This window comes from Paenibacillus sp. S33 (assembly GCF_053615415.1).
This window is the reverse complement of the sequence record NZ_JBSIEZ010000001.1, coordinates 2,055,809-2,069,905: the sequence shown is the minus strand read 5'-3', so window position 1 is coordinate 2,069,905 and position 14,097 is coordinate 2,055,809. Positions and strand designations below refer to the sequence as shown.

Below are 14,097 nucleotides of genomic sequence, written 5' to 3'. Positions count from 1 at the left end.
ATGGCTGGTGTAACTTCACCCAACCCAAACGATCCGCGCGTCATTCGAACACGTAGATTAATTCTGGACGCATTCGTTGACCAATTAAATAAGAAAGACTTCTACACGATTACGATCAATGACATTACCCAAAAAGCCACCATTAACCGTGCCACGTTCTATGCACATTTTCAAGATAAATATGCACTGCTTGAAACCCTTTTGTCAGACGCATTTTTGGAGTATGTTATCAAGAGGATTGATGCTGAGGCACGTTTGTCGGAGGAGACCATTCAGAAACTTATTCTTTCGTTATGTGACTATCACGACTCAAGTAATCAATGCGTTCATAAATATAATTCAGTGGCACCGATCCTGGAAGAACATATTAAGAATCAATTAGAACAATTCATACTTCAACTCATAACAAGAGAAGCCAATAATACAGACCAAAGAACGTTAGAACTTGCCGCGAACATATTAAGCTGGTCCATTTATGGTGTAACCTTTCGTTGGAATGCGGAAGGAAAAAAAGAGTCTCCTACAGCTTTAGCCGAGAGAGCTGTGCCATTAATCTTCAATGGGGCTGTCTTATCTCTAGTCTCACAAATCTCTTAGTAGAAAATGCAAATAAAAAGGGCCGTTCCCAGTATTCTTCGATCATTTCCTGGGACAGCCCTTATAGTATTTAGTAAAATAATTGTACCTTTTATTTAAAGAATTTTCTTAAACATCTCGATAACTTGTTCTTTGCTAGGTATGAACGGATTGCCCGGAGCGCAAGCGTCCTTCATTGAGTTCTCGGCAAGCAGATCCAAATCCACTTCATTTACACCCAGTTCAGAAAGTTTGGAAGGAATCCCAACTTCCTTCGACAGGTCTTTGATTCTTTGGATTACATAGTCTGCGCATTCCTTATCCGTTTTCCCCTTATCTTCAAAACCGATGACCTTAGCGATGGCACGAAATTTCTCTGGTACATGCTTGGCGTTCTCCTCCTCCACAATCGGCAGCAGCATGGCATTGCAAACACCATGAGGCAAATCGTATACGCCGCCAAGCTGATGCGCCATCGCATGAACGTAACCCAATCCAGCATTATTAAATGCAAGTCCTCCCAAGAAAATAGCGTATACCATTTGCTCACGTGCTTCTATATCATGACCGTTGCTCACCGTACGGGTCAAATAATTAAAAATAATCTCTACTGCTGCCAACGCAGTCGCATCCGTTACAGGATAGGAACCTGGCGTAACCAAAGCTTCAATAGCGTGGGTCAAAGCATCTAGCCCTGTAGCTGCCGTTAACGCGGCGGGTTTATCTACCATCAGTTCAGGGTCGTTGACCGAAATCGTAGCTACACTATTCTTATCAACCATAACCATTTTGACCTTGCGCTCTTCGTCCGTAATGACATAATTAATCGTGATTTCAGCCGATGTTCCTGCTGTGGTATTAATAGCCACAATAGGAAGCGATTTATGCGTGGATTTATGAACGCCCTCATACTCGGTTATATGTCCCCCATTAGTAGCAATAATGCCAATTCCCTTAGCCGTATCCTGTGGAGATCCTCCGCCAATCGAAATTAAAAAGTCACATCCGTTTTCTTGCAGAAACTGAACACCATCATGTACATTTTTACAGGTCGGATTTGGTTTTACTTCATCGTATACCGCATAGTTCAATCCAATATCATCCAGCAAAGATGTAACCTTGCCTGCAATGCCACTCTTCATCAAAAATTTATCCGTAACGATTAGAGCTTTGTTTACATTCAGTTCTTTTATATACGGCCCAACTTCATGCAAACATCCTGTTCCCATAAGATTGATAGATGGTACAAAAAATACATGTGCGCTCATATAAAATCGGCCTCCTAAAGGATTCACTTTTTGTTGCCTCGATAAATACGGAATCAATCTCTAAAGTGAAATGTTTCACAAATGTAATTTTATCTTTACTTTGTTTTGATGTCAATAATAAAACACAGATATTTTTTTGGTTTTATTTTTGTTTGTTTTGTTTTATTAAATGAACCCAATATTTAGTACACAACTAATCGGATGCAGTCTCGTACAACTTAGATGAACATATTCACAATGAGGTGATAACAGCATGACAATCAACAAGAAAGCATTGCTAGCTCTGCTAGCGGTATCACTGCTCCAGGCAAACCCGTCGTATGCAAAGTCGGTACGGACAACTCCGGTGACAACCGTTTATGTAGATGACCGCCCGCTTCAGCTTGCCGTCCAGCCGCTGCTGCTAGACGGGACAACGCTCATCCCCATGCGCCAGTTGTTTGAGGCGCAAGGAGCCAGGCTTTCCTGGGATGGATCCGGCAAAACCGTAACGGCAACCAAAAACGACACGGTGCTGACCTATCGCATCGGGGAACTCGCTGCCACCTTAAACGGCGATACGCTGTCCCTGGATGTTCCAGGACAGATTGTTGAGGGCAACACGATGATTCCACTGCGTTTTGTAAGCGAAGCACTTGGGAGCACAGTAAAGTGGGAGGCCTTGACCCGGACCATCCGAATTGCCTCCAGGGACGATTTTTTCACAACGGTTCTTTTCGGGGTCAACCTGCGCAGCAAACCGGATTCATCGATAGCTTCCTCTTCCCTACGGCTTATTCCAGCCGACGAAAAGGTTCATGTCATTCGCGAGGTCAATGCTCTCTGGCTGGAAGTGCGCACTAAAGACAACCTGACCGGATACATATCGGCTAAACCCAAATACAGCGATTATACCAGCCCATCCCTGGTGGAACGACAAGGAGATGAACTGATCGCCTACGGAGAGAAATTCCTTGGTACTCCTTATGAATTCGGGGCAGCAAGCGGCCAGACATCGACCTTTGATTGTTCTTCATTTGTGGAGGAAGTGTTCCGGCATACGCTCTCTATCGACCTCCCCCGTGTCTCTTACGATCAGGCTAAAGAAGGCCGGAAGGTCGGGCTGAACGAGCTACGCAAAGGCGATCTGCTGTTCTTCAGCGCACGCGGCCTGGAGATCGGCCATGTGGCGATCTATGCAGGGAACAACACATTGCTGCATACCTCCTCCAAAGAACGCGGCGTTCATTTTGACACGTTTGATGATAAATGGCAGAAACGTTTCGTCACAGCGCGCAGGCTGTTTTAGGCCGAACCAGATAGCCAATAACAGGAGGATTCCAGTACCACATTCATTATCTTCTGATTGCCTTTTGCCGGACGCCTCCCTTGCGGTTTGCGTTCAGGCGGCAAAAGGTCTGGGTTCATTGTTAAATGGAGGTCTAACGTTTAAAGGCTACGAACGCATAAAAGATTGGATTGAGATGTTAATCGTTTTAAAATACTAAGTAGAGTCTGTTGATTATAGACAGGAGGAATCGTTATGCAATTTGAGACAATCCGGCTCATCATTCGTGATATTGGCAGATCCGATTGGGAAAGTATACATACGTACACGTCATTGCCTGAAGTTACTAGATATACGGCCTGGGGACCAAATACAGAAGAAGATACAAAGGCATATATAGAACAAGTTCTAGCTTCACAGCAGGAACAGCCACGACAAGACTATGAACTAGCCGTTTGTCTGAAAAATAATGGAACCCTGATCGGCGGTGTTGGTATTCATGTCAAAGATACTAATGCAGAAATGGGTTATGTTTTGAATCCAGATTATCAAGGGAAGGGTTATGCAGCAGAGGCAGCACGAGCGATACTAGACTTTGGATTTAGCACACTTGCTGTCCACCGTATTTATGCAACATGTCGTCCAGAAAATAAGGCTTCTGAGAAGGTCATGCAACAGATCGGAATGCACGTGAAGGTTTGATGCGTGAACACTGGTACTACAAAGGCGGGTTTCATGATTCATATTTGTACTCTATTCTTGCTGAGGAATATAACAGGACATAAAAGGTATTTTTTTATATCTAAATATATTTTTATATTTTTCAACAGACAATTACTCCTTAAGAAACATGTTGCTGCGATAAAATGATAGTTAAACCCTTTTGACTATCTAGTTTGAAAATATATATAGTTGGAAATAGGTGTTGTTAAGAATCTGTCTGAGCCATTCTGTAAGGAGTTTTAACGACAAATAGGTTTGAGGAACTTTTCTGAACGATATAATTTTTAATTTAAGGAGGGAACAACATGGAAGCTTTTGCAGAATATTTAGCGCATATTGATAACCCCCAACATCGGGCTCGAACGCAAGAGGTTTTGGCTTGGGTAACCAAGAAGTTTCCAAATTTAATGGCAAAAATTGCGTGGAGTCAGCCTATGTTTACGGATCACGGCACATTTATTATTGGCTTTAGCGTAGCCAAACATCATTTGGCCGTTGCCCCTGAAAAGGCAGGGATTAATCATTTTTCTGAGTTAATTGTGCAGGCTGGCTATGATCACACCAAGCAGTTGGTACGTATCCAGTGGGATAGTCCAGTTGATTTCTCATTACTTGAGAAAATGATCGAGTTTAATATTTTGGATAAGGCAGACTGTTCAACCTTTTGGCGGGAATAAAAAAAGGTTCCTTTTCTCTAAAACTATACATCGAGCATCACAAATAAGTATGTTTCTTCTCTCCCCTCTACCATCCTTCCAAATCTATCATGCTAATGACCCTTAAAGTAACACTATGCTATAATGTGGAAAGTATGGATTGTTACATGCACAGGAGGATTGGAGCAAAATGATTGGGAAATTTTTAATTTTCTCTCTACTATGGAGTTTGCTCGGCAACCCGTTTTTGGCAATGCTCGTACTCCTAATCGCGATCTATATATTGGATCGCAGCTTTGTCGGTGTATTGCCCAGCATCAGCAAACCATGGAAAAGAAGACGCAATGCCGCTCGATTGCGCCAACAGATAACACTAAACACCAACGATGTGGCTGCCAAGTTCGATTTGGCTCGTATCTGGATCGAAAGCAAGAAATATCCGCAGGCTTTGGAGCTGTTATTGGAAATTCAACCCCGTTATGAAGATTCAGCAGACTACTGGAACGCGCGGGGAACGGCTGAAGTACACACGAACCATCTAGAAGATGGAGAACAGGATTTACTGAAAGCATTGGACATTAACCCGCGGGTGCAATACGGTGAGCCTTATTTGCATTTAGCCGCTGCTTTCAAAGAACGTGACGTCAATAAGTCACTTCATTATCTGCAGCAATTTCAGGAGATTCAGTCTTCTTCCAGTGAGGGCTATTATCTGACAGGCTTGATGTACCGTATGCTGGGACGCAAGGATGAGGCCATTGTAGCCTTTAACCAGTCCATTGCCGTCTATCGCTCTCTGCCCAAATACCGTAAACGAAGTGAGCGCAAGTGGGCTGTACGTAGCTTATTCCGTAAATTAATCGGCTAAACAGCTATATTTATTTTCTTAACGACCTTTCTCTTCTTTTGAGAAAGGTCGTTTTTACGTTTGTCTACCATGTACTTCCACGGACCTGAATCGGCTCACTTTCGCATCCTGAATTTGAGGCATTTTTTGTAATCAGTCGTTGACATGCCACATATCAGGTCATATAATCCGTTTATGAACTGATGAGTTTATACATAAACTTTAAAGTACAAAAAGACAGAAAGGATGATCATCTTGTTAAAACCCAGTCTCTACATATCTGCTATATTCATTCTTCTGTTCACCTCAGCTTGCTCATCTACAGGATCGAGTAATAATGAAGCAGCAGAACAACAAAAGCAAAAGGTGGAAGCGATGGTTGTTAAAAAAGAACCGCTGTCTGCTTCTTTTGACCTTTCAGGCACACTACAGCCCTATGAGGATACCTCCGTATCTTTTGAGTTATCTGGACTGATTCGCGACACAGTAGTCAATGTGGGAGACTCCGTATCCCAGGGGCAGATCTTGACGATGCTTGATTCATCCAGCTACCAGCTACAACTGGAGCAGGCTAGTACAGCTATCCTTGAAGCACAGGCAGGTATCAAAAATGCTACAGCTGCCATTTCAAGTGCAGATGCCTCCATTCAATCCGCCGACGCGCAAAAGGCAGCAGCTCAAGCTGGAGTTAACAAAGTGAACAAGGGTGCCCGTGAGCAGGAAAGGGCACAGGTCCGTACCAAAGTGCAAAGAGCACAGTCGGCTTTGACTAAAGCACAGGCTACCGCTGAACGCACCAAGCTTTTATATGATCAGGGAGCTGCAACCAAAAACGATTATGAAAATGCGCAGCTCGCTTTGACCAATGCCACCAAGGACCTGGAGGATACACAAGAAGCCCTCTCCTTAATCCAGGAGGGAGCAACATTGGAAGATCGGCAATCGGCAGAATCCAGCCTACAGCAAGCCCAAGCTGGGAAAGAAGCTGCTATCGCTGCGAAGGAACAGGCTGGAGCCTCCCGAGATAACTCAACTGCGGCATATCAGCAAGCGGTCATTGCCAAAAAGCAAGCCGAACTTTCCCTCTCCAAGACAGCTTTAAAAGCCCCCATTTCCGGCGTTATTCTGGAGAAAAAAGCAACGGTGGGACAATTGGCGAGCGCTGGACAGCCGGTATATCGTATCGGACAAATCGACAAGCTCAAGGTGCTGCTCCCTGTTCCCGATCATGAAATCACGAACTGGAAGCAAGGTCAGACAGTCCAGCTTCAACTGTACGATGAGAACAGAGAAGGAACGGTCAGCAAAATTTATCCGGCCACCAACACCAATACGGGCAGTATCAACGTAGAAGTGATTGTTCCTAACCCCCAGCATGATTGGGCACCGGGACAAGTCATAAAGGCAGGCCGCCAACTGACTCAGAGTGAGCAAATTTTGCTCCCAGCCAAAGCTGTCATTAATAACGGTACAGATACTTTTGTCTATAAAGTGGTGAACAACAAAGCGGTCAAGACGGTCGTGAATGTCGGTCAGATGTCCAACAATAAGCTCGAAATTACCAAGGGACTGAATGTCGGGGATCGTATCGTTACCACCGGAGTAAACCTGATCTACGATGGGCTGCTCGTTCAGATCATGGGGGGAACGAGCAAATGATTGCATATTTTATCAAAAAGAAAAAACTGACCCTCTTTATTTTTATCATGGCGATTGTTGCCGGGCTATATAGTGTCTCTCAACTTCCCCGGCAGGAAACGCCGGATATTATCAAGAAAACCGCTGTGGTCACGACCCTCTACCCTGGAGCTACACCCCAAAAGGTAGAACAAACGGTCACGAAGCCTCTGGAACAAAAAATGAAAGAAATCAATCATATTAAAAAGATTTCTTCTACATCCGAAAATGGACTTTCGACGATTATCATTGAGACAGAAGGCAACGCCAATGCCGCAGAAGTCTGGGATACATTACGCAAAAAAATGAACGATGCCCAATCTTTTCTGCCCACAGATGCTCAAAAGCCTGTCGTTAACGATGATTTGAATAAAGTATTTATCCATTCCTACGCCATCACGGGGGACTCTGTGGAGCAATTGTATCAACTAAATGATATGGTGATATCATGGAAGGATCAATTAAAAACCATTCCCGGTGTATCGGAAGTAACAATCAAGGGATTACCGGATCAAGAGGTTCAGATTGAGATTGATGCTCAAAAGCTCCAGCAGTACCATATCAGTTGGGAACAGCTCATGAGTGCAGTGCAGAAGGAAAATGAGCAATATCCGATAGGCAATCTGGATTACAATGAACGTACCTATCGCTTGAATGTAAAGCAGTCCAAGGATGCTCAGGATTTGAGTAAAGTCATTATTTCCAGAACGGACAGCGGCGCTCCTGTGTATCTCAGTGATGTGGGCACCGTATTGCTTACACATAACACCAGCAGCTATATGGCCTTTTTTAACGGTAAACCAGCTATTACGCTGACGATTAACGGTAATACCGGCTCTGACGTAGACACGATTTATAGCAAAGTAAATAAAGAAATGCAGTTGTTAAAACCAGATCTGCCTAATACGTTTCAACTGAATACGTTATTTTCACAGACCGAGCGGATTGATCATATTTTTCATGGCTTGACCCGTGAATTGCTGTTTGCCATTGCGGCGGTTGTGATCGTATGTACATTGGGCTTGAATCTGATTACATCCTCTTTTGTGGCACTGGCTATTCCTATTTCAATCGCCATAGGTCTCATTATTCTCCCTATGCTCGGAATAACATTGAATCAGGTTACGGTCATTGGCTTAATTATTGTAATGGGGATTCTAGTCGATGATGCTGTGGTGGTTAATGATAATATTGAACGCAGAATGATGACCTTGGGCGAGAGTCCCAAGATAGCAGCATTAAATGGAACGAAAGAAGTTTCCATTTCCATTTTGACCGCAACCCTGGCAACTGTAGCCTCCTTTGCCCCGCTGTTCTTTTTATCAGGCGATGCAGGCTCCCTTATCAAACCATTACCGTTTGCTGTTATCTTTACGTTATTGGCTTCCATGCTCATGTCCTTTACCGTCATCCCAATCTTTAGAGAATGGTATGGACAACGAAATCAAAAAACGCCCAACTCCACCATGAAGCCGTCGGGACTGCTGGGAAAACAAATTGATGCTCTTCGTAACATATATACCAGCAAGCTGATTCCGAGAGTCATTAAGCAACCTGGATTATATGCTGCATTAGGATTATTGATCAGTACCACGCTGTACGGCATACTTGCTCTGATTCCGATCGACCTGTTCCCCAGAACCAACGATCCAGAATTAAGCATTAATGTGCGTATGCCTACAGGTACTTCTATAGAAGAAACCAAGCGGGTCACCGAGGATATTGCCAAATGGGTGAAGCAGCAACCTCATGTGGAAACGATCAGTTATGCGGCTGGCGGCGACGCTCCCCGGTTGTTTCAAGATATGACCGCTGACGCCAAAACAGGCACAACCGTGGGTCAAATTGCTATTATTGGGGAAGAAGGTGCATTTGATCCCGATGAAATGGCAGACAAATGGCCCTCCATCTTAAAGGATCGTTATCCGGGTCAATCTATTTCCTTGAAAATAGCCAAAGTAGGGGTGCCTCTCGGTAAGCCGATCTCCATTCGGATTTTAGGCAATGATGTAGATCAGTTGCGTTCGTTGTCACAGCAGTTAAAAGAAGGCATTATGGCTACCAGAGGAACACAGGACATACAAGATAATATGGAAAATGAAGGATATACGTTAGATTTCCAAATCAACAAACAAGCGATGGATCAATATCAGGTAAGCAATAATGATCTGACACGTACACTCTTGTTAATGGGTAATGGCGTGAGCTTTAGCCGATTTGATACGGGGAAAGATTTGATCAATATTAAGCTGAAGCTAAGCCAAACCGATCAAAATCCTGAAATTTTGTTTCAGCAATTGAATGTGACCAATGCCAATGGTATTCAAATCCCTTTATCTCAATTGGCTGAGTTGAAACCATCCTTTGCAACACAAAAAATTAACCATTATAATTTAAAACGTTCGATTACTGTTGAAGCTGAAGTTCACGGGCGTACAGCTTCCGAAGTCATGAAGGATGTCAAGCTTAAATTGCAGAACATTAAATTTCCTCCAGGCTACACTTGGGAAATTGGCGGCGAGATTTCAGGACAAGATGACATTTTATCAGAAATAGGATGGTTATATGTTGTCGTCATACTATTAATCTTCATGCTGATCTTTTTGCAATTTTATTCTTTCTCGACTCCACTCATCATATTGACTACCGTGTATATGGCAGCAGCAGGCGGATTTCTTGGCTTGTTCATTCTAAATACGCCGGTTAGTTTTATGGGCGTGTTGGGCTTAATGACCTTGGCAGGTATTGTCGTACGTAACGGCATTGTGCTGATTGAGTTTATTGAGGATGCAAGACGTGAAGGGATCGAACTGAAGGAGGCCGTTGTTGCAGCGACCAAAGCGCGTTTCCGCCCCATATTGCTTACTTCACTGACAGCCATTGTCGGTCTGATTCCGATTGCTCTTATTGGGGAACTTATGTTTAGACCTCTGGCGTATACCATTATGTTTGGATTGATGTACTCGACCATTCTTACGATGTTTGTGGTTCCGTCCCTGTATATGGTTATTGCCCGCTGGAAATTAAAAAGTCAGAGCAAAAAATTGGGGGTACAATGAAAAAAATAACAAGTGAAGATATCATATATGCTGCCCTTTCCCTATTTTCAGAAAAGGGATACGATACCACCTCGGTCGATGAGATTGCACGTGAAAGCGGGATGGTGAAGGCTTCCTTTTATAAATACTTTCAAAGTAAAGAAGAGTTGCTGCTGGGGACAATCGTCCTGATTGAAAAGCTTCTTGATGCAGATATTAAAGAACTTTATTTGAAGCACCAGCTACCTTCCCGTGAAAAGTTGAGACAACTGTATTTGATTGCGCTGAGCCGGATTTATAAGAATAAAGTTCATTTGCTGGTATACTCCGTTCCTTTAATCGGTTCTAAGGAAGAAAAAATCGCACAAGCCATTGATCGTGTTGAACATCATTTATCTAACGTGATGATTGATTTCTTAATTGATGCTTATGGAGAATCCATAAAAAACTATGCGTATGATATTGAGTTTGTCGTCAAAAGCATGATTGTCAATTCCCTCCGATTGAGCGATTCAGAGCTGTCCTGGACGGAGCAGCAAACACTGGCTGAATTTATGCTCAGCATTACGGATATGCTGGCACAAGGAATGCTGAGCCCTGATGTTCAACATCAAATCATGTGGGGCCGCGATTCCGTATTCCATGAAGATTCTGATCAAATCTGGACCAAGGGAAAACAAATCTCCTATGCACTGCAACGTATGGATACGGTTCTGAAACAAACTAAATTAAATGAAGCTGCCCGGAATGAATATGTGCAAATCCTAAGGAGATTAAAGGGTGAACTCTCGGAAAAAAACGTGGAAATAGCTCACGTGAAAGCCCTCCTTCTATTTTTGGGTCAGCTGCCCGAGTTACTGGAAGACTGCACCAAGCTGAAGGCTATATTGGAAGTTTAGCACGCCGAAATGCAGAAAAAGAGGTTCATGATGGTCAGTTGCTACTGCCATCATGAACCTCTTTCTTTAATATACTTTGTCCGATCCAAAGCATCCTCTCACGCTCACCGTAACGGCGCATAACCAAGCCGATTCAGCTCTTCCGCAATCACGCGATAACCACGACTGTTCGGATGCACCCGATCTAACGAAAGCAGTGCCCGTTCATAGCCCTCAAATGCGGGATAAATGTTCGCCACCCGGTAATTTGGTCCGCCCAATGTATAGAGAAACGAGTTATACTGACGCACATATACTCCCGCTTCCCTCACCCCTGGAAAAGGATTATATAATCCCACCATTCGGATGATAAATGGCTCACGCTGACCGGACTTTATCTGATACAGGGCATGTACAATTTGGCGCACATGTTCTTTTGTGTGATTCAACGCTTGCGGAATGGAAGAACCCGACAAGCCGGAACCTCCAGCAAGGGCGCTGATGTATGGGCGCAGATCATTCCCGCCGATCGTTACGGTTATAAGTTCAGCCCGGCTGAGCGCCGACCGAAAAAGCGGATTGTTGCGGACCATTGACAGCAACTCCTGCGATGTCAGCCCATTGATTCCCAGATTCTCGTAACTGACTGGCGTACGGAGATGTCTTTCTACCATTCGCCGATAGATAGGTACAAATCCGCCACTCAGCAACGTCCCTGCACCTGTTGTTAAAGAATCTCCAATCGCTGTGTAGTGGTACGCCAATGAAAACCACCTCCCCTTTTTCTACATAATATATCTTATGTAGAAAGAGGGACGTGGGACCCGGAGATTCGCTTATTCTTCGTCTATTTCATATACACAATGGAATTGCCCACCCTCTGGCAAATCCTCTGATCCATAGACGGCAAAGCCCACGTTGCGGAAGAAATCTGCCCCCTCCGCATCCGTGTCCACAGTAAGCCGTTTCGGATTACGCTCCTGAATGAGCGTAAGCAGCATACCTCTGGCATATCCTCTATGACGGTTTTCAGGCAACACGGCCAGATGACGAATTACGGTTGTCCCATCCTCCTGCTCCTCAAAGCCGACAATACCTACAATAAGTCCTTCATCTTCTACACCGAACAGCTTCCAGTCATCCGAGGCTTGATAGGTACGTAAAGCTGCTTCTCCGCGTTCAGGGTGATCCAGCACAGCGTAGGTTAACAGCTCCAGAACCTCCTCACGATCTGAATCTGTTTTTATATTTTTAAACATTGTTTGTCGTCTCTCCTTAATATCCTGAAATTAGGATTACACTCTAATTCTCCATAATAAGCAACGGCCAGTTATCAAGCCATTGCTTCTCAAATACACGCTGACGAAAAGCCGTTGTGTGACGAAACAAAGGGCTTTGCCGTACCCGCATATCCAGTAAATCTTCCAATCCATGCGGACAAATGACCTCTATTTGATCCTTGTCATTCAATCTAACCGCCACAGCCGTTGCCGTCTCTGGCCAGCGGCTCATCGCATCCTCTACCGAGGAATACGGAGCCTCACCGTTGCGAATATGCATCCGAGCCTGATTTTTGACAGACCAGTTACGTCCGGCCTGCTTACGGTTCAAGGACAATTCTAGATACTCATCTCGTTCCTCTAGCGTATTTTTCGGGTCAAAATAAATAACATCAATATCGTTTAAAGGTGTAGCAGTTGTATAGCCATGGAGCTTGTCCCAAACCCGGTTACGTACATAGCCTGCGGCAATACATCCTTGTGGCAACTTCAGCTCTCGCACATAGCGCAAGTCTTGCAGTACCTGCGGATCATTCATATATTGTATGATTCGTAGCGCATTTTCTTCCGACTTCATCCTGCACTCAACTCCCTTTTTATGATGACAGTTGCTGCACCGATTCTCCTCCCTGAGCCGCGATCCGTGCTGTACGCTGTACCAGACGGCGGCGTGCGACCAGAAGGAATGGAATACCAATCACAACCGACAGGGCAACCGGAACAAAAACGGCAAGCGGCGCCGTTTGACCATAGATATCCAGCAACCAGCCACCAAATAAAGGAGCCAGCACGCTTCCCAAATTATTAAAGCCGATTGTACCGAAGTAGGTCCCTTTATATTGAGCATCTGCAATTTGGTCAATCAATACGTCCAGCATCGTGAACAATAACACTTCACCAACCGTAAACAGCACCATATCCAGTATAAACATCCAGCCTGAGTTTAGCATACCGCACAGCAACAGGCTGACCGCAATACATATATTCCCTGCAATCAAGGAATTCACCGGGGAAAATCGGCTTGCCAGTCGCACCAGCGGATATTGAAATGCCAATACACAAACCGCGTTGACCGTCAGCATGTATGTAAACCATCGGGTTCCTTCTGCGAAGGATAAGGACAAGAATTGAGGCATTGTGGAATTGGAATGCGCATAGCCCATCACACAAAATACCGTTCCCAGCAAAATTGGCATAAACACCGGATCACGGCTGGCTGTGCGGAATGCCTCGCCCATTCGCAGTGGAGCCTCTTCCGCCGTTGTACCTATATGCAGATCCGATGCATACCGGGCAAATTGGATCAACAACAGTACCCCGTACAATGCGTACACACCAGCAGCAACCATAAACGGCGTACCCGTGGATGCAGATCCTAGCATTAAACCAAGCAACGGCCCTGCCACCACCCCAACATTAATGGCCGCATATCTCATATTGTAGATAAGCAGTCTTTTCTCCTTCGGGGTTACATCTGATAACAGCGCCCGTGAGGTTGGCTCGAACAAGGATCTGCACAGGCCATTCAGAGCATTAATGACAAAAAAGGCCCAGGCCGCTTCCGCCAACGCAAAAGCAACGAATACAAGCGCCCAGCTCGCAATGGACACCAGCATCACCTTACGCCGTCCGATTCGATCTGAAATATATCCACCGTAAAAACTGGCAAAAATGCCGACCAACGAGCTGACCGATACGATCACCCCCGTATGAAAGGGGGACACCCCTAAACGGGTGGTAAGGTAAATAGACAAAAACGGGATACTCATGGATGTCGCCATCCGCCCAAAAATAGTACCGACAATAATCGTCCAGGCCAGCGGGTGAATAGAACGCAACTGTTCTTTCATATATGTCTCTTACGTCCTCCTTCCGTATGCAAGTCTA

General features: G+C 44.7%; 12 protein-coding genes and 1 pseudogene. 8 read left to right on the top strand and 5 right to left on the bottom strand.

Annotation, left to right across the window (positions count from 1 at the left end; genetic code table 11):
* Positions 1-597 (top strand): TetR/AcrR family transcriptional regulator C-terminal domain-containing protein, encoded by a 597-nt coding sequence (locus tag ACWGXJ_RS09790; RefSeq protein WP_452566654.1) that lies wholly within the window; start codon positions 1-3, stop codon positions 595-597.
* Positions 598-692: 95 nt separating this feature from the next.
* On the opposite strand, the gene ACWGXJ_RS09785 is transcribed toward ACWGXJ_RS09790, so the two are convergent.
* Positions 693-1,844, bottom strand: a complete 1,152-nt coding sequence (locus ACWGXJ_RS09785) for an iron-containing alcohol dehydrogenase (protein ID WP_452566653.1) — start codon at positions 1,842-1,844, stop codon at positions 693-695.
* 253 nt (positions 1,845-2,097) lie between these two features.
* Here ACWGXJ_RS09785 and ACWGXJ_RS09780 point away from each other — a divergent pair, with 253 nt between their 5' ends.
* The 7 genes and pseudogenes from ACWGXJ_RS09780 to ACWGXJ_RS09750 all read left to right on the top strand — a co-directional run bounded on the left by ACWGXJ_RS09780 (position 2,098) and on the right by ACWGXJ_RS09750 (position 10,951).
* The gene (locus tag ACWGXJ_RS09780; protein WP_452566652.1) at positions 2,098-3,132 is read left to right on the top strand and encodes a C40 family peptidase; all 1,035 of its coding nucleotides are present in this window, start codon (positions 2,098-2,100) and stop codon (positions 3,130-3,132) included.
* A 234-nt stretch (positions 3,133-3,366) separates the two neighbouring features.
* Positions 3,367-3,896 (top strand): annotated as a pseudogene (locus tag ACWGXJ_RS09775) (GNAT family N-acetyltransferase).
* A 243-nt stretch (positions 3,897-4,139) separates the two neighbouring features.
* Complete coding sequence (locus tag ACWGXJ_RS09770; protein ID WP_025718556.1) at positions 4,140-4,511, top strand: iron chaperone; 372 nt, start codon at positions 4,140-4,142, stop codon at positions 4,509-4,511.
* A gap of 169 nt (positions 4,512-4,680) precedes the next feature.
* Complete coding sequence (locus tag ACWGXJ_RS09765; protein ID WP_452566651.1) at positions 4,681-5,358, top strand: tetratricopeptide repeat protein; 678 nt, start codon at positions 4,681-4,683, stop codon at positions 5,356-5,358.
* Between the two features lie 225 nt (positions 5,359-5,583).
* Positions 5,584-6,996: an efflux RND transporter periplasmic adaptor subunit gene (locus ACWGXJ_RS09760; RefSeq protein ID WP_452566650.1), complete on the top strand. Its 1,413-nt coding sequence runs from the start codon at positions 5,584-5,586 to the stop codon at positions 6,994-6,996.
* Positions 6,993-10,073: an efflux RND transporter permease subunit gene (locus ACWGXJ_RS09755; protein ID WP_452566649.1), complete on the top strand. Its 3,081-nt coding sequence runs from the start codon at positions 6,993-6,995 to the stop codon at positions 10,071-10,073. Before ACWGXJ_RS09760 ends, ACWGXJ_RS09755 begins: the two co-directional genes overlap by 4 nt.
* Positions 10,070-10,951, top strand: a complete 882-nt coding sequence (locus ACWGXJ_RS09750) for a TetR/AcrR family transcriptional regulator (RefSeq protein ID WP_452566648.1) — start codon at positions 10,070-10,072, stop codon at positions 10,949-10,951. The genes ACWGXJ_RS09755 and ACWGXJ_RS09750 overlap by 4 nt, the downstream gene beginning before the upstream one ends.
* Positions 10,952-11,055: 104 nt before the next feature.
* Here ACWGXJ_RS09750 and ACWGXJ_RS09745 read toward each other — a convergent pair whose 3' ends face one another.
* The 4 genes from ACWGXJ_RS09745 to ACWGXJ_RS09730 all read right to left on the bottom strand — a co-directional run bounded on the left by ACWGXJ_RS09745 (position 11,056) and on the right by ACWGXJ_RS09730 (position 14,060).
* Positions 11,056-11,694 carry a GDSL-type esterase/lipase family protein gene (locus tag ACWGXJ_RS09745; protein WP_452566647.1) on the bottom strand — a complete coding sequence of 213 codons (639 nt, stop codon included), beginning with the start codon at positions 11,692-11,694 and terminating at the stop codon, positions 11,056-11,058.
* 72 nt (positions 11,695-11,766) lie between these two features.
* Entirely contained in the window at positions 11,767-12,189 is a 423-nt protein-coding gene (locus ACWGXJ_RS09740) for a GNAT family N-acetyltransferase (RefSeq protein ID WP_069291686.1), read from the bottom strand.
* 43 nt (positions 12,190-12,232) lie between these two features.
* Positions 12,233-12,787 (bottom strand): nucleotidyltransferase family protein, encoded by a 555-nt coding sequence (locus tag ACWGXJ_RS09735; RefSeq protein WP_165175713.1) that lies wholly within the window; start codon positions 12,785-12,787, stop codon positions 12,233-12,235.
* Between the two features lie 19 nt (positions 12,788-12,806).
* Positions 12,807-14,060 carry an MDR family MFS transporter gene (locus tag ACWGXJ_RS09730; RefSeq protein ID WP_452566646.1) on the bottom strand — a complete coding sequence of 418 codons (1,254 nt, stop codon included), beginning with the start codon at positions 14,058-14,060 and terminating at the stop codon, positions 12,807-12,809.
* Positions 14,061-14,097 lie beyond the last annotated feature (37 nt).

Excerpts from the sequence above, each read along its gene's own strand:
- ACWGXJ_RS09740 (WP_069291686.1), bottom strand. The coding sequence starts at position 12,189 with ATGTTTAAAAATATAAAAACAGATTCAGATCGTGAGGAGGTTCTGGAG.
- ACWGXJ_RS09760 (WP_452566650.1), top strand. The coding sequence starts at position 5,584 with ATGATCATCTTGTTAAAACCCAGTCTCTACATATCTGCTATATTCATT.
- ACWGXJ_RS09730 (WP_452566646.1), bottom strand. The coding sequence starts at position 14,060 with ATGAAAGAACAGTTGCGTTCTATTCACCCGCTGGCCTGGACGATTATT.
- ACWGXJ_RS09750 (WP_452566648.1), top strand. The coding sequence starts at position 10,070 with ATGAAAAAAATAACAAGTGAAGATATCATATATGCTGCCCTTTCCCTA.
- ACWGXJ_RS09735 (WP_165175713.1), bottom strand. The coding sequence starts at position 12,787 with ATGAAGTCGGAAGAAAATGCGCTACGAATCATACAATATATGAATGAT.
- ACWGXJ_RS09790 (WP_452566654.1), top strand. The coding sequence starts at position 1 with ATGGCTGGTGTAACTTCACCCAACCCAAACGATCCGCGCGTCATTCGA.
- ACWGXJ_RS09780 (WP_452566652.1), top strand. The coding sequence starts at position 2,098 with ATGACAATCAACAAGAAAGCATTGCTAGCTCTGCTAGCGGTATCACTG.
- ACWGXJ_RS09755 (WP_452566649.1), top strand. The coding sequence starts at position 6,993 with ATGATTGCATATTTTATCAAAAAGAAAAAACTGACCCTCTTTATTTTT.
- ACWGXJ_RS09765 (WP_452566651.1), top strand. The coding sequence starts at position 4,681 with ATGATTGGGAAATTTTTAATTTTCTCTCTACTATGGAGTTTGCTCGGC.
- ACWGXJ_RS09785 (WP_452566653.1), bottom strand. The coding sequence starts at position 1,844 with ATGAGCGCACATGTATTTTTTGTACCATCTATCAATCTTATGGGAACA.
- ACWGXJ_RS09770 (WP_025718556.1), top strand. The coding sequence starts at position 4,140 with ATGGAAGCTTTTGCAGAATATTTAGCGCATATTGATAACCCCCAACAT.